The sequence below is a fragment of the Burkholderia sp. 567 genome, from assembly GCF_040545115.1.
Lineage (GTDB): Bacteria > Pseudomonadota > Gammaproteobacteria > Burkholderiales > Burkholderiaceae > Burkholderia > Burkholderia ambifaria.
Window position 1 is genome coordinate 1 of the sequence record NZ_JBEPLG010000014.1, and the last position, 22,468, is coordinate 22,468.

Annotated in this window: 23 protein-coding genes; 16 read left to right on the forward strand and 7 right to left on the reverse strand. The window is 66.5% G+C overall.

From position 1 onward, the window contains the following. On the forward strand, window positions 1-400 hold a 400-nt coding region (locus tag ABIC50_RS30210), incomplete at its 5' end, for a hypothetical protein (protein WP_354168527.1). A gap of 53 nt (window positions 401-453) precedes the next feature. Here ABIC50_RS30210 and ABIC50_RS30215 read toward each other — a convergent pair. Beyond that, window positions 454-1,230: an enoyl-CoA hydratase gene (locus ABIC50_RS30215; protein ID WP_354168529.1), complete on the reverse strand. Its 777-nt coding sequence runs from the start codon at window positions 1,228-1,230 to the stop codon at window positions 454-456. 129 nt (window positions 1,231-1,359) lie between these two features. Here ABIC50_RS30215 and paaN point away from each other — a divergent pair, with 129 nt between their 5' ends. The 5 genes from paaN (at window position 1,360) to paaK (ending at window position 6,984) form a co-directional block, all read left to right on the forward strand. After that, on the forward strand, window positions 1,360-3,066 hold the full coding sequence (paaN, locus tag ABIC50_RS30220) for a phenylacetic acid degradation protein PaaN (protein ID WP_354168530.1): 1,707 nt from the start codon (window positions 1,360-1,362) through the stop codon (window positions 3,064-3,066). An 87-nt stretch (window positions 3,067-3,153) separates the two neighbouring features. After that, window positions 3,154-4,356, forward strand: a complete 1,203-nt coding sequence (gene pcaF, locus ABIC50_RS30225; RefSeq protein WP_175697161.1) for a 3-oxoadipyl-CoA thiolase — start codon at window positions 3,154-3,156, stop codon at window positions 4,354-4,356. A 45-nt stretch (window positions 4,357-4,401) separates the two neighbouring features. Beyond that, the gene (paaG, locus tag ABIC50_RS30230; RefSeq protein ID WP_105834575.1) at window positions 4,402-5,193 is read left to right on the forward strand and encodes a 2-(1,2-epoxy-1,2-dihydrophenyl)acetyl-CoA isomerase PaaG; all 792 of its coding nucleotides are present in this window, start codon (window positions 4,402-4,404) and stop codon (window positions 5,191-5,193) included. Window position 5,194: 1 nt separating this feature from the next. Further along, window positions 5,195-5,647 (forward strand): hydroxyphenylacetyl-CoA thioesterase PaaI, encoded by a 453-nt coding sequence (paaI, locus tag ABIC50_RS30235; RefSeq protein WP_138848293.1) that lies wholly within the window; start codon window positions 5,195-5,197, stop codon window positions 5,645-5,647. Between the two features lie 38 nt (window positions 5,648-5,685). After that, window positions 5,686-6,984, forward strand: a complete 1,299-nt coding sequence (gene paaK / locus ABIC50_RS30240) for a phenylacetate--CoA ligase PaaK (protein WP_354168532.1) — start codon at window positions 5,686-5,688, stop codon at window positions 6,982-6,984. 142 nt (window positions 6,985-7,126) lie between these two features. Here the strand turns inward: paaK and mltA are convergent, their stop codons facing one another. Then, the gene (mltA, locus tag ABIC50_RS30245; protein ID WP_354168534.1) at window positions 7,127-8,251 is read right to left on the reverse strand and encodes a murein transglycosylase A; all 1,125 of its coding nucleotides are present in this window, start codon (window positions 8,249-8,251) and stop codon (window positions 7,127-7,129) included. A gap of 28 nt (window positions 8,252-8,279) precedes the next feature. Here mltA and ABIC50_RS30250 point away from each other — a divergent pair, with 28 nt between their 5' ends. Beyond that, a complete protein-coding gene (locus ABIC50_RS30250) occupies window positions 8,280-8,423 on the forward strand; it encodes a hypothetical protein (protein WP_006758475.1) in 144 nt (47 codons plus the stop codon). A 17-nt stretch (window positions 8,424-8,440) separates the two neighbouring features. Here the strand turns inward: ABIC50_RS30250 and apaG are convergent, their stop codons facing one another. Continuing rightward, window positions 8,441-8,815, reverse strand: a complete 375-nt coding sequence (gene apaG, locus ABIC50_RS30255) for a Co2+/Mg2+ efflux facilitator ApaG/CorD (protein WP_011655875.1) — start codon at window positions 8,813-8,815, stop codon at window positions 8,441-8,443. Between the two features lie 177 nt (window positions 8,816-8,992). Between apaG and rpe the strand changes: the two genes are divergently transcribed. The 8 genes from rpe (at window position 8,993) to ABIC50_RS30295 (ending at window position 16,318) form a co-directional block, all read left to right on the forward strand. Further along, window positions 8,993-9,679: a ribulose-phosphate 3-epimerase gene (rpe, locus tag ABIC50_RS30260; protein WP_105834578.1), complete on the forward strand. Its 687-nt coding sequence runs from the start codon at window positions 8,993-8,995 to the stop codon at window positions 9,677-9,679. 4 nt (window positions 9,680-9,683) lie between these two features. Then, window positions 9,684-10,439: a phosphoglycolate phosphatase gene (locus ABIC50_RS30265; protein ID WP_354168536.1), complete on the forward strand. Its 756-nt coding sequence runs from the start codon at window positions 9,684-9,686 to the stop codon at window positions 10,437-10,439. 358 nt (window positions 10,440-10,797) lie between these two features. After that, window positions 10,798-12,291: an anthranilate synthase component I gene (trpE, locus tag ABIC50_RS30270; protein ID WP_126227096.1), complete on the forward strand. Its 1,494-nt coding sequence runs from the start codon at window positions 10,798-10,800 to the stop codon at window positions 12,289-12,291. Window positions 12,292-12,304: 13 nt separating this feature from the next. Beyond that, window positions 12,305-12,904, forward strand: a complete 600-nt coding sequence (locus tag ABIC50_RS30275) for an aminodeoxychorismate/anthranilate synthase component II (protein ID WP_011655872.1) — start codon at window positions 12,305-12,307, stop codon at window positions 12,902-12,904. A 13-nt stretch (window positions 12,905-12,917) separates the two neighbouring features. After that, the gene (gene trpD, locus ABIC50_RS30280) at window positions 12,918-13,949 is read left to right on the forward strand and encodes an anthranilate phosphoribosyltransferase (RefSeq protein ID WP_012363010.1); all 1,032 of its coding nucleotides are present in this window, start codon (window positions 12,918-12,920) and stop codon (window positions 13,947-13,949) included. 29 nt (window positions 13,950-13,978) lie between these two features. Further along, entirely contained in the window at window positions 13,979-14,764 is a 786-nt protein-coding gene (gene trpC, locus ABIC50_RS30285) for an indole-3-glycerol phosphate synthase TrpC (RefSeq protein WP_354168538.1), read from the forward strand. After that, on the forward strand, window positions 14,764-15,390 hold the full coding sequence (locus tag ABIC50_RS30290; protein WP_212086469.1) for a CYTH domain-containing protein: 627 nt from the start codon (window positions 14,764-14,766) through the stop codon (window positions 15,388-15,390). The genes trpC and ABIC50_RS30290 overlap by 1 nt, the downstream gene beginning before the upstream one ends. A gap of 13 nt (window positions 15,391-15,403) precedes the next feature. Then, on the forward strand, window positions 15,404-16,318 hold the full coding sequence (locus tag ABIC50_RS30295) for a uracil-DNA glycosylase (RefSeq protein ID WP_175724028.1): 915 nt from the start codon (window positions 15,404-15,406) through the stop codon (window positions 16,316-16,318). A 105-nt stretch (window positions 16,319-16,423) separates the two neighbouring features. Here ABIC50_RS30295 and ABIC50_RS30300 read toward each other — a convergent pair whose 3' ends face one another. From ABIC50_RS30300 to ABIC50_RS30315, 4 genes are all read right to left on the reverse strand, one after another. After that, window positions 16,424-17,020, reverse strand: a complete 597-nt coding sequence (locus ABIC50_RS30300; protein WP_011655867.1) for an FMN-dependent NADH-azoreductase — start codon at window positions 17,018-17,020, stop codon at window positions 16,424-16,426. Window positions 17,021-17,167: 147 nt separating this feature from the next. Next, window positions 17,168-18,967 (reverse strand): M61 family metallopeptidase, encoded by a 1,800-nt coding sequence (locus tag ABIC50_RS30305; RefSeq protein WP_354168540.1) that lies wholly within the window; start codon window positions 18,965-18,967, stop codon window positions 17,168-17,170. 115 nt (window positions 18,968-19,082) lie between these two features. Then, window positions 19,083-19,811: a DsbC family protein gene (locus ABIC50_RS30310; protein WP_012363004.1), complete on the reverse strand. Its 729-nt coding sequence runs from the start codon at window positions 19,809-19,811 to the stop codon at window positions 19,083-19,085. 90 nt (window positions 19,812-19,901) lie between these two features. Continuing rightward, the gene (locus ABIC50_RS30315) at window positions 19,902-21,080 is read right to left on the reverse strand and encodes a UbiH/UbiF family hydroxylase (protein ID WP_011655865.1); all 1,179 of its coding nucleotides are present in this window, start codon (window positions 21,078-21,080) and stop codon (window positions 19,902-19,904) included. Window positions 21,081-21,328: 248 nt separating this feature from the next. Between ABIC50_RS30315 and ychF the strand changes: the two genes are divergently transcribed. Continuing rightward, the gene (gene ychF / locus ABIC50_RS30320) at window positions 21,329-22,423 is read left to right on the forward strand and encodes a redox-regulated ATPase YchF (RefSeq protein WP_011655864.1); all 1,095 of its coding nucleotides are present in this window, start codon (window positions 21,329-21,331) and stop codon (window positions 22,421-22,423) included. Window positions 22,424-22,468 lie beyond the last annotated feature (45 nt).

Consider the following 22,468-nt stretch of genomic DNA (forward strand, 5'->3'; position numbering starts at 1 on the left):
TGTGAGACTCTTGATACTTTCGCTATCTGATCCGAAGATCAGCTCGCTGCCATCAAGCGCCCACACTTATCGGCTGTTAATTTTTAAAGAGCATTCTGCGAGAAACCTTCTGTTTCTCAGCAGCGCTGCGTTTTCAGCAGCAGAGAAGCGAAATTATGAACCGTCTTTCTTCGCTCGTCAACAACTTTCTGAACTGCTTCGTTGCGACGGCGAGGGGTTCAACTTCGTGTGCGCCGGGGTTCCTACAGCAACCTTCGTCAGCACCGCTTCCCTTTCCTCCCGCGCCGTGTTTCCGTTAGCGCGAAAGAGGCGTGATTCTAAGCACCCGCCCCTGTCCACGCAACCCCTTTGTGAAAATATTTTGAAAAACCCCCGTGCGCTGCCGCGCACGGGGGTTTGAGGTTCGTTGCACCAAGGAGATCCTGCCGGCGACCGACACCCGTCGCCACCGGATCAGCGGTTCTTGAATACCGGCTTCCGCTTCTCGACGAATGCCGCCATCCCTTCCTTCTGATCTTCGGTCGCAAACAGTGAATGGAACAGTCGACGCTCGAAATGAACGCCCTCGGCCAGCGTCGTCTCATACGCACGGTTCACCGACTCCTTGACCATCATGACCGCCGGCAGCGAAAACTCGGCGATCGTCGTCGCCGCGGTAATCGCTTCGTCGAGCAACTTGTCGGCCGGCAGCACGCGCGAAACGAGCCCGGCCCGCTCAGCCTCGGCCGCATCCATGAAGCGCGCGGTCAGGCACATGTCCATCGCCTTCGCCTTCGACACCGCGCGCGGCAGGCGCTGCGTGCCGCCCGCACCCGGCATCACGCCCAGCTTGATTTCGGGCTGGCCGAACTTGGCTGTATCCGCCGCGAAGATGATGTCGCACATCATCGCGAGCTCGCAGCCGCCGCCGAGCGCGAACCCCGCCACGGCAGCAATGATCGGCTTGCGGATCTCGCGGACCGTCTCCCAGTTACGCGTGATGTAGTCGCCGCGGTACACATCCATATAGGAATAGGTGGCCATCATGCCGATGTCGGCCCCGGCCGCGAATGCCTTCCCGCTCCCCGTCACGACGATCGCGCCGATCTCGTCGTCCGCGTCGAACGCTTTCAGCGCAGCGCCCAACTCATCCATCAACGCATCGTTCAGCGCATTGAGCGCCTTCGGGCGGTTGAGCGTGACCAGCCCGACACGCCCCCGGGTCTCCACCAGGATGTTCTCGTAAGACATCTATTTCTCCTCGATCAATGAAATGAGAAACGCCTCGCACACGCGAATAGTTTGATGCTACCATTCTCCGACCAACCGGTCGGTTAATTAATCGATCCAATCCCTCTCAACGTCCATCAGGCTGCCGTCATGACCCATGCACTGTTCACGAAGCACGAAGACACGCTGAAACACGCCCTCGCCGCCATCGAGAGCCGCGGGTACTGGAGCCCGTTCGCGGAGATGCCGAGTCCCAAAGTGTACGGGGAAAGCGCCAACGCGGAAGGTGAAGCGGCGTTCAAAGCACACCTCGGCAACACGTTCGTGCTCGACCAGCCGGCGTCCGGCGGAACCGTCGGCGCGCAGCAGTCGCCGTACGGGATCGCACTCGGCATCCGCTATCCGAAATCGACGCCCGACGAGCTGATTGCAGCCGCGGCCGCTGCCCAGCGGGCATGGCGCGAAGCCGGCCCGAGCGCGTGGATCGGCGTCAGCCTCGAAATCCTTGCGCGGCTGAACCGTGCAAGCTTCGAGATTGCCTACAGCGTGATGCACACCACGGGCCAGGCGTTCATGATGGCGTTCCAGGCCGGCGGCCCGCATGCGCAGGATCGCGCACTCGAAGCGGTCGCCTATGCGTGGGACGAACTGCGTCGCATCCCTGCCGATGCGCACTGGGAAAAGCCGCAAGGCAAGAACCCGCCGCTCGCGATGCACAAGCGCTATACGATCGTCCCGCGCGGCACCGGCCTCGTGCTCGGCTGCTGCACGTTCCCGACCTGGAACGGCTACCCCGGCCTGTTCGCCGACCTGGCGACCGGCAACACGGTGATCGTCAAACCCCACCCGGGTGCGATCCTGCCGCTCGCGATCACGGTTCGCATCGCCCGCGACGTGCTGCGCGAGGCCGGGTTCGATCCGAACGTCGTCACGCTTCTCGCAACCGAACCGAACGACGGCGCCCTCGTCCAGGACCTCGCGCTGCGTCCTGAAATCAAGCTGATCGACTTCACGGGCAGCACGCAAAACGGCACGTGGCTCGAACGCCATGCCCATCAGGCCCAGGTGTATACGGAGAAGGCCGGCGTCAACCAGATCGTGATCGACTCGACCGACGACCTGAAGGCCGCGGCCAAGAACATCGCGTTCTCGTTGGCGCTGTACTCCGGCCAAATGTGCACCGCACCGCAGAACATCTACGTGCCGCGCGACGGCATCCGGACGGCGGACGGCCACGCGAGCTTCGACGAAGTCGCGCAGGCGATCGCCGTGTCCGTGCAGAAGCTGACCGGCGACCCGGCTCGCTCGGTCGAACTGATCGGCGCGATCCAGAACGACGGCGTGACCGCGCGCATCGACGACGCCCGCAAGCTCGGCCGCGTGCTCGCCGACAGCCAGACGCTCCAGCACCCGGCGTTCGCCGACGCGCGCGTGCGCACGCCGCTGGTGCTGCAGCTCGACGTGGCCGACCGCGCGAAATTCACGCAGGAGTGGTTCGGCCCGATCTCGTTCGTGATCGCGACCGACTCGACCGCCCAGTCGCTCGATCTCGCCGGCGAAATCGCCGCGGAGCATGGCGCGCTGACGCTCTCCGTCTACAGCACCGACGAGAAGACCCTCGACGCCGCGCACGATGCGGCGGTGCGTGGCGGCGTCGCGCTGTCGATCAACCTGACGGGTGGTGTGTTCGTCAACCAGTCGGCCGCGTTCTCCGACTTCCACGGCACCGGTGCGAATCCGGCCGCCAACGCGGCGCTGGCCGACCCGGCGTTCGTCGCCAACCGGTTCCGCGTGGTGCAAAGCCGTGTCCATGTTGCGCCGAAGGCAGTGCCCGCGGAAGTCGGCCCGACTGCATAACCCGAATGGCCGACGTGCAAACGCCGCCACATTCCCTACCATGAACGAATCCGCCACCCGGCGGGTTCGTTGCACATCGACACACCCATGACCGACGCCTACATCTGCGACGCGATTCGCACCCCCATCGGCCGCTACGGCGGCGCCCTGAAAGACGTTCGTGCCGACGATCTCGGCGCGGTACCGCTCAAGGCGCTGATCGAACGCAACCAGAACGTCGACTGGTCGGCGATCGATGACGTGATCTATGGCTGCGCGAATCAGGCCGGCGAAGACAACCGCAACGTCGCGCGCATGTCCGCGCTGCTCGCGGGCCTGCCGACCGCCGTGCCGGGCACGACGCTGAACCGGTTGTGCGGCTCGGGCATGGACGCCGTCGGCACGGCCGCGCGCGCGATCAAGGCTGGCGAGGCACGCTTGATGATCGCGGGCGGTGTGGAAAGCATGACGCGTGCGCCGTTCGTGATGGGCAAGGCCACCAGCGCATTCGCGCGCCAGGCCGCCATGTTCGACACGACGATCGGCTGGCGTTTCATCAATCCGCTGATGAAACAGCAATATGGCGTCGATTCGATGCCCGAGACGGCCGAGAACGTCGCGGTCGACTACAACATCAGCCGCGCCGACCAGGATCTGTTCGCGCTGCGCAGCCAGCAGAAGGCCGCGCGTGCGCAGCAGGACGGCACGCTCGCCGCTGAAATCGTCCCGGTCACGATTGCGCAGAAAAAAGGCGACGCGCTCGTCGTATCGCTCGACGAGCATCCGCGCGAAACATCGCTCGAAGCGCTCGCGAAGCTGAAGGGTGTCGTGCGTCCCGACGGCTCGGTAACGGCCGGCAACGCGTCGGGCGTCAACGACGGCGCATGCGCACTGCTGCTCGCCAACGCGGAAGCCGCCGATCAATATGGGCTGCGCCGCCGCGCGCGTGTCGTCGGCATGGCGAGCGCCGGCGTCGAGCCGCGCGTGATGGGTATCGGCCCGGCGCCGGCCACGCAGAAACTGTTGCGCCAGCTCGGCATGACGATCGACCAGTTCGACGTGATCGAGCTGAACGAAGCGTTCGCGTCGCAGGGTCTCGCGGTGCTGCGCATGCTCGGTGTCGCCGACGACGATCCTCGCGTGAACCCGAACGGCGGTGCGATCGCGCTCGGCCATCCGCTCGGCGCCTCGGGTGCGCGGCTCGTGACCACGGCGCTTCACCAACTCGAGCGTACGGGCGGCCGCTTTGCGCTCTGTACGATGTGCATCGGCGTCGGCCAGGGCATCGCGATCGCGATCGAACGCGTGTAACCGACGCGCCGCGCGCCTATAACGAAGTCATGAAGGAGACTCTGCATGTCATATCAGGCGATCCAGCTGGATATCGATCAGGCGGCCCGCGTGGCCACGATCACCCTCAACCGTCCGGACAAGCTGAACAGCTTCACGCGGGCGATGCACCGCGAACTGCAGTCGGCACTCGATGAAGTCGACGCGAGCGGCGCGCGTGCGCTGATCCTGACGGGTGCGGGGCGCGGCTTCTGCGCGGGCCAGGATCTGGCCGACCTCGACTTCACGCCAGGCGCGTCCACCGACCTCGGCACGCTGATCGACGAGCATTTCAATCCGCTGATCCGCCGCCTGCAACGCATGCCGATTCCGGTGATCGCCGCCGTGAACGGCACGGCGGCCGGCGCCGGCGCGAATCTCGCGCTCGCATGCGACATCGTATTTGCCGCGCGCTCGAGCAGTTTCATCCAGGCCTTCGTCAAGATCGGGCTCGTACCCGATTCGGGCGGCACCTGGTTCCTGCCGCAACGCGTCGGCATGGCCCGCGCGCTCGGGCTCGCCCTGACCGGCGACAAGCTCGGCGCCGAACAGGCCGAACAATGGGGCTTGATCTGGCGCGCGGTCGACGACGATGCGCTCGCCGCGTCGGCCCGTCAGGTCGCCAACCAGCTCGCGCAGCAGCCGACGCTCGCGATCGCATCGATCAAGCAGGCGATGCGCGACAGCATGACGAATACGCTCGACCAGCAGCTCGACCTCGAGCGCGACCTGCAGCGCAAGCTCGGCCAGTCGGCCGACTACGCGGAAGGCGTACAGGCGTTCATCGAGAAGCGCGCGCCGCGCTTCGAGGGGCGTTGACATGACCACGTCCACCGACACGCTCGCCCCCGATGCGCTCGCCCGTGCGACGGCGCAGGCGATGTACGATGCGGACGCGTGCAGCCGCGCGTTCGGCATGGAAATCGCCGAAGTGCGCGCCGGCTACGCTCGCCTGCAGATGCGCGTACGGCCGGAATTCCTGAACGGACACCAGACCTGCCACGGCGGCATCATCTTCACCCTCGCCGATTCGACGTTCGCGTTCGCGTGCAACTCGTACAACCTGAATACCGTCGCGGCGGGCTGCTCGATCGAATACCTGCGTCCCGTATACGGCAATGATCTGCTGACAGCCGAGGCGATCGAACAGACGCGCAACGGCCGGTACGGCATCTACGACATCCGCGTCACGAATCAGGCAGGCGAAACGGTCGCCATGTTTCGCGGCAAATCGGCCCAAATCAAGGGCACGGTCCTCCCGGAAGACCGCTGACGCGCACGGCTCGCTCATAACAATCACTGGAGACACGCATGACCACCCCGCTACCGCTCGAGCCGATCGAGACCGCCTCACGCGACGAGTTGACCGCGCTGCAACTCGAACGCCTGAAATGGTCGCTCCGGCATGCGTATGAGCATTCGCCCGTCTATCGCCGCAAATTCGACGAAGCGGGCGTGCATCCCGACGACCTGAAAACGCTCGCGGATCTGTCGCGCTTCCCGTTCACGACCAAAAGCGACCTGCGCGACAGCTATCCGTTCGGGATGTTCGCGGTGCCGCAGGACCAGATCTCGCGCATTCACGCGTCGTCGGGCACGACCGGCAAGCCGACCGTCGTCGGCTACACGGCGCGCGACATCGACACGTGGGCGAATCTCGTCGCGCGCTCGATCCGCGCGGCCGGCGCGCGCCGCGGCGACAAGGTTCACGTCAGCTACGGCTACGGGCTGTTCACGGGCGGGCTCGGCGCGCACTACGGCGCCGAACGCGCGGGGCTGACGGTGATCCCGTTCGGCGGCGGCCAGACCGAGAAGCAGGTGCAGCTGATCCAGGATTTCCGCCCCGACATCATCATGGTGACGCCGAGCTACATGCTGTCGATCGCCGACGAGATCGAGCGCCAGGGCCTCGATCCCGCGCAAAGTTCGCTGCGCATCGGCATCTTCGGCGCGGAACCGTGGACCAACGACATGCGCGTGGCCATCGAGCAGCGCATGGGCATCGATGCGGTCGACATCTACGGGCTGTCCGAAGTGATGGGTCCGGGCGTCGCGTCGGAATGCGTCGAGACCAAGGACGGCCCGACCATCTGGGAAGACTACTTCTATCCGGAAATCATCGATCCCGACACCGGCGAAGTATTGCCGGACGGCCAACTCGGCGAGCTGGTGTTCACGTCGCTGACGAAGGAAGCGCTGCCGATCGTCCGCTACCGGACACGCGACCTCACGCGTCTGCTGCCCGGCACCGCGCGCACGATGCGCAGGATGGAAAAAATCACCGGGCGTTCGGACGACATGATGATCGTGCGGGGCGTCAACGTCTTTCCGACGCAAATCGAGGAACAGCTGCTGAAGCAGCGCGCGCTCGCGCCGCATTATCAGATCGTGCTGACGAAGGAAGGGCCGCTCGACGTGCTGACGCTCAACGTCGAGCCGTGTCCCGAAACGGCCCCCGACACGGCGGCGATCCATGCGGCCAGGCAGGCGCTCGCGCACGACATCAAGTCGCTGATCGGCGTGACGGCCGTGATCAACGTGCTGCCCGTGAACGGGATCGAGCGCTCGGTCGGTAAGGCACGCCGCGTGATCGACAAGCGCAAGGGCTGACATTCGCCGCGGCCCACTCGCCCCGCGAAGCAGCAATCGCGTGCACAAAAAAACAGCCCGAACCGGCCAATAAACCGATCGGGCTGTTTCGTCTCGATGCCCGGCTACACGTGCACGCCGGCACCGCCGCGCATCACGAACATCACGAATTCGGAAACAGCAGCCACATCCGGCCGGTCTGCTTCATCCGCCCGGCCTGATCGCCGGCGTCGTCGCCGAGCCCCCAGAAATAGTCGGCCCGCACGCCGCCCCGGATCGCCGAGCCCGTATCCTGCGCGAACACGAGCCGGTTCATCGGCGTATTCGTCAACGGACGCGTGGTCTGCAGGAACACGGGCGTGCCGAGCGGGATCGACGACGGATCGACCGCGATCGAACGCTCGGGCGTGAGCGGCACGCCGAGCGCGCCGATCGGGCCGTCCGCGCCGCCGTGCGGCGCATCTTCCTTGGTCGGCATGTCACGGAAGAACACGAAGCGCGGATTCGTGTCGAGCAACGCGTCGACGCGAGTCGGGTTCGCCTTCGCCCACGCCTTGATGCCCTGCATCGTCGCCTGTGCAGGCGTCAACTCGCCGCGATCGAGCAGCCACTTGCCGATCGAGCGGTACGGCTGGTTGTTGGTGCCGCCGAAACCGACCCGCATCACCGAACCGTCGTCGAGCAGCACGCGCCCCGAACCCTGCACCTGCAGGAAGAACGCCTCGATCGGATCGTCGACCCACACGAGTTCGTTGCCGTTCAGGATGCCGGCGCGCTCGAGCTGCGCGCGAGCGGGCAGCGCGGCGCCGGCGCGATAGCCTGCCGGCCAGCGGTACAGCGCGTACTGGTAAGGACCGCGACGCACGCGCGAGCCGTGCAGCAGCGGCTCGTAATAGCCGGTCACGAGCCCGTCGAGCGTGCCGTCGGTGTTCGCCAGCTGGAACGGCGTGAAATACGTTTCGAAGAATGCCCGCGCGCCGCTGACGTCGAGTTCGTCGAGGCGATCGGCCGCCGCGCACGCGCGCTGCCACGCCGGCTGGCGCGCGAGCCGCACGCAGTTCTGCCGCAGCGCGGCCGCCGCGCCGATCAGCGAATCGTCCTGCCAGCCGGGCACCTGCTGCCAGGCGACCGGCGTCAGCCGCTTCGCGGCGATCTGCCCCGGCACGATCGCCGTGCCGGTCGGCGGCTTGAGCGTCGACGTCCGCGTCGGCGCGCCGCCGCACGCGGCAAGCAGTGCGGCCGTCGCGGCCGCCGCAATCCAGCCGGCCAGCCGGGACCCAAACCACATACAATGTCCGTTCTTGATGGAAACCGCCATGTCAGATTTTCTCGACCAATATCCGATGCTCATCTTCGCGCTCGAAGCTTTCGTAGCGCTCGCCCTGCTGATCTTCATCGTCGTGTGGACGTCGTCGGGCAGGAAGAAGCATGCCCGCGGCAACGATCGCCAGCCGCGCTGACCGCCCCGCCCGCACGCTCAATGCAGCGTGCGCGGCATGTGCAGCGCAAATTCCTCGACCGGCGCCTCGAACCGCTCGCCGTCCTCCGCCACGCAGAAGTACGCGCCGCGCATCGTGCCGACCGGCGTCGCGATCACGGCCCAGCTCGTGTATTCGAAGTGTTCGCCCGGCTGCAGCAGCGGCTGGTGCCCGACGACGCCGAGCCCCTTCACTTCCTGCACGTGGTTTTCGCTGTCCGTGATGATCCAGTGACGCGCGATCAGCTGCGCCGCGACCTGCCCGGTATTGCGGATGGTCAGCGTGTACGCGAATGCGTATTGACGTCGATCGGGGTCGGATTGTTCCGGCAGGTAGCTGGTTTTCACCGAAACGGTGAACTGATACTGACTCATGATGTTTCCGCTGTAGGTAAGCGCCCGCGCCGATTCGAGCGGCCGGGCCGCGGGCGCGCCGCATTGGTTCGGCATTCTATGCGGAATCGGGCGGCAACCGCACGGCCCGTCGCCGCGCAGCGGGTCGCCGGACGGTAGAATGACGGTTTTGCGCCGCAGCGTCCCCGCTCCCCTGTCATGACTCAATTCCGCATCGCTCCCAGCATCCTGTCGGCCGACTTTGCCCGGCTCGGCGAAGAAGTCCGCAACGTGGTCGCCGCCGGCGCCGACTGGATTCACTTCGACGTGATGGACAACCATTATGTGCCGAACCTGACGATCGGCCCGCTCGTGTGCGAGGCGATCCGCCCGCACGTGCAGGTGCCGATCGACGTCCACCTGATGGTGCGCCCGGTCGACCGGATCGTGCCCGATTTCGCGAAAGCCGGCGCGAACCTGATCAGCTTTCACCCGGAAGGCTCCGACCACATCGATCGTACGCTGTCGCTGATCCGCGATCACGGCTGCAAGGCCGGCCTCGTGTTCAATCCGGCCACGCCGCTGAACTACCTCGACCACGTGATGGACCGCCTCGACTTCGTGCTGCTGATGTCGGTGAACCCCGGCTTCGGCGGCCAGTCGTTCATTCCGGAAACGCTGAACAAGCTGCGGGAAGCGCGTGCCCGCATCGACGCGTACACCGAGCGCACCGGCCGCGAGATCCTGCTCGAGGTGGACGGCGGCGTGAAGGCCGACAACATCGCGGAAATCGCGGCAGCCGGCGCGGACACCTTCGTCGCGGGTTCGGCGATCTTCGGCAAGCCCGACTACCGCGCGGTGATCGACGAGATGCGCGCCGCGCTCGCCACCGTCGAGCGGAGCTGACGCCGTGGCCGATTCCTCGCTGGCGGCTCGGGCACCGGCCGAAGCCGACGGCCCGATCCGTTTCGCGGCGCCGCGCATCGATGCAGCGCTGATCGACCTCGACGGCACGATGGTCGATACGGCCGACGATTTCACGGCCGGGCTGAACGGCATGCTCGCGCAGCTCGGTGCGCCGGCCACGTCGCGCGACGAGGTGATCGGCTACGTCGGCAAGGGCTCCGAGCATCTGATCCAGAGCGTGCTGAAGCCGCGCTTCACGCCCGACGAAGCGCACGCGCGCTTCGACGACGCACTCGCGATCTACCAGACCGAGTACGCAAAGATCAACGGCCGTCACACGCGCCTCTATCCCGAGGTCGCGGCCGGTCTCGACGCGTTGCGCGCGGCCGGCATCCGGCTCGCGTGCGTGACGAACAAGCCGCACCGCTTCGCGGTCGAGCTGCTCGAGCAATACGGGCTGGTCGATCGCTTCGGCATCGTGCTCGGCGGCGACAGCGTCGCGCGCAAGAAGCCCGATCCGCTGCCGATGCTGACGGCCTGCGACGCGCTCGGCGTCGCGCCGGACGCGGCGGTCGCGATCGGCGACTCGGAAAACGACGCGCTGGCGGGCCGTGCGGCCGGCATGGCGACGCTGACGGTGCCGTACGGGTACAACCACGGCAAGGCTATACAAACGATAAATTCGGATGGTATAGTCGATTCGTTGCTGGTCGCAGCACGCGCGATCGCCGCGCACAACGCCGGCCGGCCAACCATCTGATTATTTCTTCCATCCGCATGTTTCTGAATAAAAAACGGAGTCTGAGCAGCATCGACCGGGGAGCCTGGCCCTGGCGTCGCTGGTCGCGCTAACCTCTTCGATGAGGTACGCTGAGGCACGTCTTCAGCGCCGTTTTTTATCTCGCTGCGCATCCGCGCGCCGATCGTCGCACCACCTCGAGTTCCACCGCGCCCGAATGCTTGCGTTCAGGATCGGCCGCAGGCTCGCGACGCTCACGCCCGGAATGCCGGCCGGCAACAGGCACTTCTCGATCGACCGCCCTTTCGCCGACGGCAGCCCGCGCAGCGTCAAGTGATCCCTGGCGCACACCGCCGCTCGTCCCGAACAGGACCGGAACATGACCGAACTCGAATTCCAATCGCTCGCGAACGAAGGCTACAACCGTATCCCGCTGATCGCGGAAGCGCTCGCCGACCTCGAAACACCGCTGTCCCTCTACCTGAAGCTGGCCCAGCCTGAACGTGCGGGCGCCAACTCGTTCCTGCTCGAGTCGGTGGTCGGCGGCGAACGCTTCGGCCGCTATTCGTTCATCGGCCTGCCCGCACGCACGCTGGTGCGCACCCGCAACGGCGTGTCCGAAGTGGTGCGCGACGGCGAGGTCGTCGAGACGCACGACGGCGACCCGTTCGAATTCATCGAGTCGTTCCAGGCGCGCTTCAAGGTCGCGCAGCGCCCGGGCCTGCCGCGCTTCTGCGGCGGCCTCGCCGGCTATTTCGGCTACGACGCGGTGCGCTACATCGAGAAGAAGCTCGCGAACACCGCGCCGCGCGACGATCTCGGCCTGCCCGACATCCAGCTGCTGCTCACCGAAGAAGTCGCGGTGATCGACAACCTCGCCGGCAAGCTCTACCTGATCATCTATGCGGATCCGGCCCAGCCCGAGGCCTATACGAAGGCGAAGCAGCGCCTGCGCGAGCTGAAGCAGCGCCTGCGCACGACCGTGCAGCCGCCCGTCACGTCGGCGAGCGTGCGCACCGAGACGTTCCGCGAATTCAAGAAGGACGACTATCTGGCCGCCGTGCGCCAGGCGAAGGAATACATCGCGGCCGGCGAACTGATGCAGATCCAGGTCGGCCAGCGGCTGACGAAGCCGTACCGCGACAATCCGCTGTCGCTGTATCGCGCGCTGCGCTCGCTGAATCCGTCGCCGTACATGTATTACTACAACTTCGGCGATTTCCACGTGGTCGGCGCGTCGCCGGAAATCCTCGTGCGCCAGGAAAAGCGCGGCGAAGACCAGATCGTCACGATCCGTCCGCTCGCCGGCACGCGCCCGCGCGGCAATACGCCCGAACGCGACGCGGAACTCGCGACCGAACTGCTGAACGATCCGAAGGAAATCGCCGAGCACGTGATGCTGATCGACCTCGCGCGCAACGACGTCGGCCGCATCGCGCAGATCGGCTCGGTGCAGGTCACCGACAAGATGGTGATCGAGAAGTACTCGCACGTGCAGCACATCGTCAGCTCGGTCGAAGGCAAGCTGAAGCCCGGCATGACGAACTACGACGTGCTGCGCGCGACGTTCCCGGCCGGCACGCTGTCCGGCGCGCCGAAGGTGCGCGCGATGGAACTGATCGACGAGCTCGAGCCGGTCAAGCGCGGGCTGTACGGCGGTGCCGTCGGCTACCTGTCGTTCTCGGGCGAAATGGATCTCGCGATCGCGATCCGCACGGGCCTGATCCACAACGGCAACCTGTATGTGCAGGCGGCGGCCGGCGTCGTCGCCGATTCGGTGCCCGAATCCGAATGGCAAGAGACCGAAAACAAGGCGCGCGCGGTGCTGCGTGCGGCCGAACAGGTCCAGGACGGCCTCGATAGCGACTTCTGACCGGAGACTGACCATGCTGCTCATGATCGACAACTACGACTCGTTCACCTACAACCTGGTCCAGTACTTCGGCGAACTGGGCGAGGACGTGCATACGTACCGCAACGACGAAATCACGCTCGACGACATCGCGCGCCTGAACCCCGACGCCATCTGCCTGTCGCCCGGCCCGAGCAACCCGCAACACGCGGGCATCACGCTCGACGTGCTGCGCGAATTCGCGGGCAAGAAGCCCATTCTCGGCGTCTGCCTCGGCCACCAGGCGATCGGCGAAGCGTTCGGCGGCCGCGTGGTGCGCGCGAAGACCATCATGCACGGCAAGGTGAGCCGGATCGAAACCGACTGCCGCGGCGTGTTCGCCGACCTGCCGAAGCATTTCGACGTCACGCGCTACCACTCGCTCGCGATCGAACGCGAGTCGCTGCCCGACTGCCTCGAGGTGTCCGCGTGGACCGACGACGGCGAGATCATGGGCGTGCGCCACAAGACGCTGCCGATCGAAGGCGTGCAGTTCCACCCGGAATCGATCCTCTCCGAGCACGGCCATGCGCTGCTCGAGAATTTCCTGAAGCAGAATCGCGCAGCGGCCCACGCGGCCGCGCCGGCCGCCTGACGGGAGACGCACGATGACGATTACCCCGCAGGAAGCGCTGCAGCGCACGATCGAGCACCGCGAAATCTTCCACGACGAGATGCTGCACCTGATGCGGCTCATCATGCGCGGCGACATGTCGCCCGTGATGGCGGCCGCGATCATCACCGGGCTGCGCGTGAAGAAGGAGACGATCGGCGAGATCGCCGCCGCCGCGACCGTGATGCGCGAATTCGCGAATCACGTCGAGGTGCAGGACAACTCGAACTTCGTCGACATCGTCGGCACGGGCGGTGACGGCTCGCACACGTTCAACATCTCGACCGCGTCGATGTTCATCGCGGCAGCGGCCGGCGCGAAGGTCGCGAAGCACGGCAACCGCGGCGTGTCGAGCAAGTCCGGCAGCGCCGACGTGCTCGACGCGCTCGGCGTGAACATCGACCTGCAGCCCGACCAGGTTGCCGCGTCGATCGCCGAAACCGGCATGGGCTTCATGTTCGCGCCGAACCACCACCCGGCGATGAAGAACATCGCGGCCGTGCGCCGCGAGCTGGGCGTGCGGACGATCTTCAACATTCTCGGCCCGCTGACCAATCCGGCCGGCGCGCCGAACCAGCTGATGGGCGTGTTCCACCCCGACCTCGTCGGCATCCAGGTGCGCGTGATGCAGCGTCTCGGCGCGCAGCACGTGCTGGTGGTGTACGGCAAGGACGGGATGGATGAAGTGTCGCTCGGCGCCGCGACGCTCGTCGGCGAATTGCGCGACGGCCAGGTGCACGAATACGAGATCCATCCGGAGGATTTCGGCCTGCAGATGGTGTCGAACCGCACGCTGAAGGTGGAAAATGCCGAGGAATCGCGCACGATGCTGCTCGGCGCGCTGGACAACCAGCCGGGCGTCGCACGCGAAATCGTTACACTGAACGCGGGCACCGCGCTCTACGCGGCCAATATCGCCGAATCGATCGCGGACGGCATCCAGCTCGCCCGCGAAGCGATCGCGAGCGGCAAGGCGCGCGCGAAGGTCGACGAACTCGTGCGCTTCACGCAGCAGTTCAAGCGCTGACTCCCCTTACGAATCAAGCAGGAACCCACATGAGCGACATTCTCGACCGAATCATCGCCGTCAAGCGCGAAGAAATCGCGGCGGCCATGCGCAGCGCGCCGCTCGAGGCACTGAAACTGGACGCATCGGCGCGCGACCTGCGCGACTTCGTCGGCGCACTGCGCGCGAAGCAGGCGGCCGGCCACGCGGCGGTGATCGCCGAAGTGAAGAAGGCGAGCCCGTCGAAGGGCGTGCTGCGCGAGCATTTCGTGCCGGCCGACATCGCGCGCTCGTATGCGGCCCACGGCGCCGCGTGCCTGTCGGTGCTGACCGACGAGCAGTTCTTCCAGGGCAGCGTCCGCTACCTCGAGGAAGCGCGTGCGGCCTGCACGCTGCCGGTGCTGCGCAAGGACTTCATCGTCGACGCGTACCAGATCCTCGAAGCGCGCGCGATGGGCGCCGATGCGATCCTGCTGATCGCGGCCGCGCTCGACACGCCGCTGATGCAGGACCTCGAGGCGTATGCGCACTCGCTCGGCCTCGCGGTGCTGGTCGAAGTCCACGACCGCGACGAGATGGAACAGGCGCTGACGCTGAAGACACCGCTGCTCGGCATCAACAACCGCAACCTGCGCACGTTCGAGACGACGATCCAGACCACGCTCGACATGCTCGACATGATTCCGCCGGAACGCATCGTCGTGACCGAGTCTGGGATCCTGTCGCGCACCGACGTCGACACGATGCGCGCGGCGAACGTGAACGCGTTCCTCGTCGGCGAAGCGTTCATGCGCGCCGAGCAGCCGGGCGAGGAACTCGCGCGGATGTTCTTCTGATGGCGATCGAAACGGAAATCAAGCTCGCGCTGCCGGCCGGTCAGGCCGATGCCGCGCGGCGCTTTTTCGAGACACTGACCGGCGAAGTCGGCAACGTCATCACGCTCGCGAACGTCTACTACGACACACCCGATCTCGCGCTGGCCCGTTCGAAGAGCGCGGTGCGCGTGCGCCGCACGCCGCATGGCTGGCTGCAGACATTCAAGACGGTCGGCAGCGCGCAAGACGGCCTGCATAGTCGCCATGAATGGGAGTTGCCCGTTGCCGGCGATGCGCTCGAAATCGACGCGCTCGTCGCCGCGTGCGACGTGCCGGACGCTGCCGCCGCCCTGCGCGACGCGGCGCCGGCGCTGCACGCGCTGTTCCGGACGGATTTTTCGCGTACGCTGTGGCGCATCGCAATCGGCGGCGCAACCGTCGAGGCCGCGGTCGACGTCGGCGAGATCGTCGTCCAGACGGAAAACGATACGCGCCGCGAACCGATCAGCGAAATCGAACTCGAACTGATCGACGGCCCGGAAGCGGCGCTCGCGACGCTCGCCGCCGAACTGCAGCAGGCGCTGCCGGGCCTCGTCCCCGAAAACATCAGCAAGGCGCAGCGCGGCTACCGGCTGCGCGCGCAATAAACACGCATCACGCATGGCAACCCGCAAGACTCTCCGCACGCCGCAGCAGGCGTCGCTGTTCGACGATCCCGTGCCGGAAACGGCGCAGGACGATGTTTCCGCCATGGCGCCCGCGCCGGCCGCTGCCGGGCGCAAGCCCGCAAGGAAGGCCGCGGCAGGCGCCCCGGTTTCCGCCGCGCCGCAGCCCGCGCGCCCCGTTGTCGCGAACATTCCTCACCTCGCCGCGCAGTTCGACGCGCTGCCGGCCGCCTGGCGCGACGTGTTGAAACCGTTCACCGACAGCGACGCGTATGCGCCGCTGTGCCGCTTCGTCGACGACGAGCGCGCGGCCGGCAAGACGGTCTACCCGACCGACGTGTTTCGCGCGCTGCGCCTGACGAGCCCGGACGACGTGAAGATCGTGATCCTCGGCCAGGATCCTTACCACGGCGACGATCGCGGCACACCGCAGGCGCACGGCCTGGCGTTCTCGGTGCCGCCGGCCGTCCGCACGCCGCCGTCGCTGCGCAACATCTTCAAGGAAATCGCCGCGAATTTCGGCCACGACACGCCGCGCCACGGCTGTCTCGACACGTGGGCGCGCCAGGGCGTGCTGCTGCTCAACACCGTGTTGACGGTCGAGCGCGGCGCCGCCGCGAGCCATGCGAAGCGCGGCTGGGAGCAATGCACGGACACGCTGATCCACGAACTGGCCAATCGCCATCGCGGACTCGTATTCATGCTGTGGGGCGCGCACGCGCAGGCCAAGCGCGCGCTGTTCGATGCGAGCGCCCACTGCGTTCTCGAGGCGCCGCATCCGTCACCGCTGTCCGCACACCGCGGCTTCCTCGGTTGCCGCCACTTCGCGCTCGCGAACGACTATCTCGTCGAAGCGGGCCGCGAGCCGGTCGACTGGCGCTTGCCGGAAGTGGCCGAAACGCTCGCGTAATCGCGTTCCGCTTTTACCCGCACCACGCAAAACGCCGCGCCCTTTCGGGACGCGGCGTTCTTTCATTCGGCGACGCAACGCGGGCGCGATGCACCCGCGCCGGCGTTACGCGGCAGCGATCGCTTCGCGTGCGCTGGCGAGTGCCGCGCTCTGCGAATCCGGCCCGAGGTTCAGGCCTTCCGCGTGGATGAAGCTCACGTCGGTCAAGCCGATGAAGCCGAGGAACGTGCGCAGGTACGGCGTATGGCTGTCGTTCGGGGTACCGAGGTACTTGCCGCCGCGCGCCGTCACCACGTAAACCTTCTTGCCCTTGATCAGCCCTTCCGGACCGTTCTCGGTGTAGCGGAACGTGACGCCTGCGCGGGCGATCCAGTCGAAATACGCCTTCAGTTGCGACGACACGCCAAAGTTGTACATCGGCGCACCGATCACGATGATGTCGGCGGCTTGCAGTTCGGCGATCAGCGCATCGCTCTTCGCGACGATCGCATTCTGTTCCGCGCTGCGCTGGTCGGCCGGCGTGAAGAATGCGCCGAGTACCGATTCGTCGAGGTGCGGCAGCCCATCGGCCAGCAGGTCGCGAACCACGACGTTGGCGCCAGCGTTCGATTGTTGCAGCTTTGCCGTCAGTTCGTTGGCCAGCAGCGTGGATTGCGCACCTTGCGAGCGCGCCGCGGAATTGATTTGCAGAATGGTCGTCATGTCAGGCTCCAGTTGGGCTGCGCTTCGGTAGCGCGAGTGACGCCATTGTGCGTGGCCGCATCGTCGCGAAAAAGCGGCTCAGGGGCGACGGATTGTTGCACCAGCAGAACAATCGATGGTCGCGCCCCTAAAGCCGCTCGTGCAGGATCAGGCCTTCAGCCACGCTTCCCGGGACTTGCGTGCGGCGGCCGGTTTCGCGTCCGCTGTAAGCCGGTAGCGCATGATCTCAGGCCCGTCCAGCTTCAGCTTCGCGGTCCGCAGCTCGTCGCGGCGGAATGCGTGCACTTCGACCTTGTCGCCCGGCCGGTAGCGCGCGAGCAGCGCGTCGAGATTCGTGCCGGTGACGCGCAGCCCGTCGAGCGCGATCAGCGTGTCGCCGGCCGACAGCCCCGCGCGATGCGCGCCGCCGCCCTCGTACACCGCCGCCAGCGTGCAGTCCGCACCGCCGCGCAGACGCGCGCCGATCGTCGGTTTCGCGGCCGCGCCAGCCGCGACTTCGGGCGCGAGCGTCACGCCGAACGGCGCGAGCAGTTCGGCGAGCGGCAGATCGCGCGTGCCGTGCACGGCGTCGGCGAACAGTCGGCCGAGGGCCACGCCCGTCGCTTCCTCGATCAGCGCCTCGACCTCGTTTTCCTCGACGCCCGCCTGCTTGCCACGATAGAACTCACGGCCGTAGCGCTGCCACAGCAGACGCATCACGTCGTCCAGCGACTTGCGGTCGCGCGTCTGCGCGCGGATCGCGAGATCGAAGGCGAGCGCGACGAGCGAACCCTTCGTGTAATAGCTGACGATCGCGTTGGTCGCGTTCTCGTCCTGGCGGTAATACTTGATCCACGCGTCGAACGAGCTGTCCGCGACGCTTTGCTTCAGGCGCCCCGTGCCGCGCAGCACGCCGCCGACGGTACGGCCGAGCGCCGCGAAATAGTCGTCCTGCGACATCAACCCGCTGCGCACGAGCATCAGGTCGTCGTAATACGACGTGAAGCCCTCGAACAGCCACAGCAGCGATGTGTAGTTCTCCCGCGCGAGGTCGTACGGCACGAACGCGGCCGGCTTGATGCGCTTCACGTTCCACGTGTGGAAATACTCGTGGCTGCACAGGCCGAGATACGTGCGATAGCCTTCCGTCGTTTCCGGCCGGCCCTTCACCGGCAGGTCGGTGCGGTTGCAGATCAGCGCGGTCGACGCACGGTGCTCGAGGCCGCCGTAGCCGTCGCTGACCGCGAGCGTCATGAACACGTAGCGGTCCGTCGGCGCCTTCTTCGATTTCGGCTCGAACAGCGCGATCTGCGCTTCGCACACGCGCTTCAGGTCGGCGCGCAGCCGCTCCATGTCGAGCTGCGTCACGCGCCCGGCGATCACGATGTCGTGCGGCACGCCGTGCGCGTCGAACGTCGCGAGTGCGAATTCGCCGATCGTCACCGGGTGATCGGTGAGTTCGTCATAGTTCGCGGCTCGATATGCGCCGAACCCGTAGCGCCTGGTACCGCGCGCCTCGGGCAACGACGTGCCGACGCGCCACGTGCGGAACGCCGCGCCCGCCGGTTTCGCGATGTCGACTTCGCACGGTGCATCCTCGCGGCCGGCGACGCTCAGGAACACGGCCGTGGCGTTGAAGAAGCCGCCCGATTCGTCGAGATACGCGGAGCGGACCGACAGATCCCACGCGTACACGTCGTAGCGCAGCGTCAGCGTGCCGTTCACTGGCGCCGCCTGCCACGTGTTCTTGTCGGTTTTTGCGATCCGCACCTTGCGGCCCGCGTCGTTGAACGCGGCGAGCGTCACGATGTTGCGCGCGAACTCGCGCACGAGGTAGCTGCCGGGAATCCATACCGGCAGCGAGAAGCGCTGACCTTCGGGATCGGGATCGGTGACCGTCACCGACACTTCGAACAGGTGCGCGGCAAGATCTTTCGGGGCAATCGAATAACGGATCGGCTGGGTCATCGTGGCAATCGGTCGGAAATCGGACGGAATATGGCGGCGGAAACGAAGAGAGGCGCCGGCAGATACCACGGGCGCCCCTCGCTGGCCGGGCCATGCGGCCCGGCGTGCCGGTCGGTTACTTGCTCGACGCGAGCGCCTGGTTCAGCTGATCGGCCGACACCGCGCCCGGCAGGCGACGGCCGTCGGGCAGGAAGATCGTCGGCGTGCCCGTCACGTTCATCCCGCGGCCGAGCGCGAGGTTCTTGTCGAGCGCGCTCGTATCGCAGTTGCCGGCGCCGGACGGTGCGCGATGCTCGAGCATCCAGCCCTCCCAGCTTTTCGCGCGGTCGGTCGCGCACCAGATCGCCTTCGACTTCGTGGTCGAATCGGGCGACAGCACCGGGTACAGGAACGTGTAGACGGTCACGTTGTCGACCGACTGAAGCGTCGTCTCGAGCCGCTTGCAGTACGGGCAGTTCGGGTCGGAGAACACCGCGATCTTGCGTGCGCCGTTGCCCTTGACGACCTTGATCGCGTTCGCGAGCGGCAGGCTCGCGAAGTCGATCTTGTTCAGGTCGGACAGGCGCGCGTCGGTCAGGTTCTTGTGCGTCTTGGTATCGACGAGGTCGCCGAGCAGCACGTAGTCGCCGGCTGCATCGCTATAGATGATCTGCGTGCCGAGGTTGACTTCGTACAGGCCCGCGACCGGCGATTTCGACACGCTCTTGATCGGCGCGTCGCTGCCCAGACGCGCTTGCAGCGTGGCTTTCAACTTGTCGGTGGTCTGGTCGGCCTGCGCGGTGCAGCCAAGCGTCGCCATCGTGACGGCCAGCGCCAGCGACGCGATGCGGATCGTTTTTTTCATCCTGTTGTTCCTTCAGCTCAATCGGAGTGCACGTCACAGTGTACGCCGTAACGGAGCCCTGTCCGACAGGCCGGGCGCGCGAAGGTTCGATCAGCCGAGCGCGGCCGACACGAGCCAGCGCTTCACGAGCGGCTGCGCGCCGACGAACGCCATGCCCGCGTTGCGCACCGCCTTCGCGAACGAGCCGGGCACCGCGAACAGCCGCTGCAGCCCGTCGGTCGCGACCATCAGCGCGCGGATGTCCTCGCGGCGCGAACGCTCGTAGCGGCGCAGCAGCACCGTATCGCCGAGGTTGCGGAAGGATTCCTTGTTCGCGATCGCATCGGCGAGCGCCGCGACGTCGCGCAAGCCGAGATTCATCCCCTGCCCCGCGAGCGGGTGGATCAGGTGTGCGGCATCGCCGACGAGCGCGACGCGCGGGGCGATCAGCTTGTCGACGGTCTGCAGCGCGAGCGGGAAACCGGCGGCCGGCGTCACGCATTCGAGCGTGCCGAGCTGCCCGTGCGATACGCGCTCGACTTCGGCCGCGAGTTGCGCGGGATCGAGCGCGAGCAGTTCGTCCGCGTGCGCGGTGTGCGCGGACCACACGAGCGACACGTGACCATCCGGCAGCGGCAGCAGCGCGATGATTTCGCCGTCGCGGAACCATTGGGTGGCGGTCTCGCGGTGCGGAAGCGATGCCTTGAAGTTCGCGACGACGCCCGTCTGCCGGTAATCGCGCCGCTCGATCCTCGCCCCCATTTGGGAACGCACCCACGAATGCGCGCCGTCCGCGCCGACCACGAGATCCGCTTCGAGCACTTGCCCCGACGACAGCGTGAGCACGGCCGCGTCGTCGCGCACGTCGAAACCTTGTGCGCGCGCATCGAACCACGTGAGGTTCGGCTGGAACCGCAGCGCGGCGTCGAGCGACGTCTCGATCAGCGACGATTCGGCGATCCACGCAAGCTGCGGTACGGACGCCTGGTACGCGGAGAAATGCAGTTCCGCATGGGCGTCGCCGTACACCCGCATGTCGTAGACCGGCGCGAGCCGGCCATGGTCGAGCGCCTGCCAGACCCGCAGCCGCTCCAGCAATGCCTGCGAACTGGACGACAGTGCGTAGATGCGCGTGTCGAACGCGAGATCGGCGGGGCGCGGCGCCGCCGGCTGGGCGAGCAAGGCGGTCTTGTAGCCGGACTGGGTCAGCGCGAGCGCGGCCGTCTTGCCGACGAGCCCGCCGCCGACCACGGCGACGTCGAAGGTGTGGTGGGCAGTCATGGCGGGCATTATAGCCGCGGGGCCAATCCCTTACGCGGCCGGACTTTGCGGGAAATCAGCAGAATCGCGGGCCGGCCCGGCGGCGCGGCGGCCCGTCGCATCGGGTGTTCGGGGGAAGGCCGGAAACCGGGGCGTCGGCACGGTACAATAGCGGCTTCGAACATCGGCCCGCCGCATCGCAGGCGCCGGCCGTCCCTATTTTTCCCGCGCCGCCGCGCTTTGTCCGGCCGCGCCGCCTCACCGGTCCGAAGGATTCCATGAGCCTCAAATGCGGCATCGTCGGCTTGCCCAACGTCGGCAAGTCCACCCTGTTCAATGCGCTGACCAAGGCCGGCATCGCCGCCGAGAACTACCCGTTCTGCACGATCGAGCCGAACGTCGGCATCGTCGAAGTGCCCGACACGCGCCTGAAGGCGCTGTCGGAAATCGTGAAGCCCGAGCGCGTCGTGCCGGCCGTCGTCGAATTCGTCGACATCGCCGGCCTCGTCGCGGGCGCGAGCAAGGGTGAAGGCCTCGGCAACCAGTTCCTCGCGAACATCCGCGAAACCGATGCGATCACGCACGTCGTGCGCTGCTTCGAGGACGACAACGTCATCCACGTCGCCGGCAAGGTCAGCCCGATCGACGACATCGAAGTGATCAACACCGAGCTCGCGCTCGCCGACCTCGCCACCGTCGAGAAGGCGCTCACGCGCTACTCGAAGGCCGCGAAGTCGGGCAACGACAAGGAAGCGGTGAAGCTCGCCGCGGTGCTCGAGAAGGTGCGCGCGCACCTCGATCAGGGCAAGGCCGTGCGCGGCCTCGATCTGTCGGACGAAGAGCAGGCGCTGCTCAAGCCGTTCTGCCTGATCACCGCCAAGCCGGCGATGTACGTCGCGAACGTGAAGGACGACGGCTTCGAGAACAACCCGCACCTCGACGCGGTGCGCAAGTACGCGGAAAGCGAGAATTCGCCGGTGGTCGCGGTGTGTGCGGCGATCGAGGCGGAAATCGCCGATCTCGACGATGCGGACAAGGAAGCGTTCCTCGCCGACATGGGCATGGAAGAGCCTGGCCTCGACCGCGTGATTCGCGCGGGCTTCAAGCTGCTCGGCCTGCAGACCTACTTCACCGCGGGCGTGAAGGAAGTGCGCGCGTGGACGATCCACATCGGCGACACGGCGCCGCAAGCGGCCGGCGTGATCCACACCGACTTCGAGCGCGGCTTCATTCGCGCGCAGACGATCGCGTTCGACGACTTTGTTTCCTACAAGGGCGAACAGGGTGCGAAGGAAGCCGGCAAGATGCGCGCGGAAGGGAAGGAATATGTCGTGCACGACGGGGATGTGATGAACTTCCTGTTCAACGTCTGATACGCGAATCGCGATGCCGTGCGATATGCTCGGCATCGCATGATG

What these genes read in the sequence shown, in the direction of transcription:
- ABIC50_RS30215 (WP_354168529.1), bottom strand. Translation starts at nt 1,230, where the DNA reads ATGTCTTACGAGAACATCCTGGTGGAGACCCGGGGGCGTGTCGGGCTG.
- paaN (WP_354168530.1), top strand. Translation starts at nt 1,360, where the DNA reads ATGACCCATGCACTGTTCACGAAGCACGAAGACACGCTGAAACACGCC.
- pcaF (WP_175697161.1), top strand. Translation starts at nt 3,154, where the DNA reads ATGACCGACGCCTACATCTGCGACGCGATTCGCACCCCCATCGGCCGC.
- paaG (WP_105834575.1), top strand. Translation starts at nt 4,402, where the DNA reads ATGTCATATCAGGCGATCCAGCTGGATATCGATCAGGCGGCCCGCGTG.
- paaI (WP_138848293.1), top strand. Translation starts at nt 5,195, where the DNA reads ATGACCACGTCCACCGACACGCTCGCCCCCGATGCGCTCGCCCGTGCG.
- paaK (WP_354168532.1), top strand. Translation starts at nt 5,686, where the DNA reads ATGACCACCCCGCTACCGCTCGAGCCGATCGAGACCGCCTCACGCGAC.
- mltA (WP_354168534.1), bottom strand. Translation starts at nt 8,251, where the DNA reads ATGTGGTTTGGGTCCCGGCTGGCCGGCTGGATTGCGGCGGCCGCGACG.
- ABIC50_RS30250 (WP_006758475.1), top strand. Translation starts at nt 8,280, where the DNA reads ATGTCAGATTTTCTCGACCAATATCCGATGCTCATCTTCGCGCTCGAA.
- apaG (WP_011655875.1), bottom strand. Translation starts at nt 8,815, where the DNA reads ATGAGTCAGTATCAGTTCACCGTTTCGGTGAAAACCAGCTACCTGCCG.
- rpe (WP_105834578.1), top strand. Translation starts at nt 8,993, where the DNA reads ATGACTCAATTCCGCATCGCTCCCAGCATCCTGTCGGCCGACTTTGCC.
- trpE (WP_126227096.1), top strand. Translation starts at nt 10,798, where the DNA reads ATGACCGAACTCGAATTCCAATCGCTCGCGAACGAAGGCTACAACCGT.
- ABIC50_RS30275 (WP_011655872.1), top strand. Translation starts at nt 12,305, where the DNA reads ATGCTGCTCATGATCGACAACTACGACTCGTTCACCTACAACCTGGTC.
- trpD (WP_012363010.1), top strand. Translation starts at nt 12,918, where the DNA reads ATGACGATTACCCCGCAGGAAGCGCTGCAGCGCACGATCGAGCACCGC.
- trpC (WP_354168538.1), top strand. Translation starts at nt 13,979, where the DNA reads ATGAGCGACATTCTCGACCGAATCATCGCCGTCAAGCGCGAAGAAATC.
- ABIC50_RS30290 (WP_212086469.1), top strand. Translation starts at nt 14,764, where the DNA reads ATGGCGATCGAAACGGAAATCAAGCTCGCGCTGCCGGCCGGTCAGGCC.
- ABIC50_RS30295 (WP_175724028.1), top strand. Translation starts at nt 15,404, where the DNA reads ATGGCAACCCGCAAGACTCTCCGCACGCCGCAGCAGGCGTCGCTGTTC.
- ABIC50_RS30300 (WP_011655867.1), bottom strand. Translation starts at nt 17,020, where the DNA reads ATGACGACCATTCTGCAAATCAATTCCGCGGCGCGCTCGCAAGGTGCG.
- ABIC50_RS30305 (WP_354168540.1), bottom strand. Translation starts at nt 18,967, where the DNA reads ATGACCCAGCCGATCCGTTATTCGATTGCCCCGAAAGATCTTGCCGCG.
- ABIC50_RS30310 (WP_012363004.1), bottom strand. Translation starts at nt 19,811, where the DNA reads ATGAAAAAAACGATCCGCATCGCGTCGCTGGCGCTGGCCGTCACGATG.
- ABIC50_RS30315 (WP_011655865.1), bottom strand. Translation starts at nt 21,080, where the DNA reads ATGCCCGCCATGACTGCCCACCACACCTTCGACGTCGCCGTGGTCGGC.
- ychF (WP_011655864.1), top strand. Translation starts at nt 21,329, where the DNA reads ATGAGCCTCAAATGCGGCATCGTCGGCTTGCCCAACGTCGGCAAGTCC.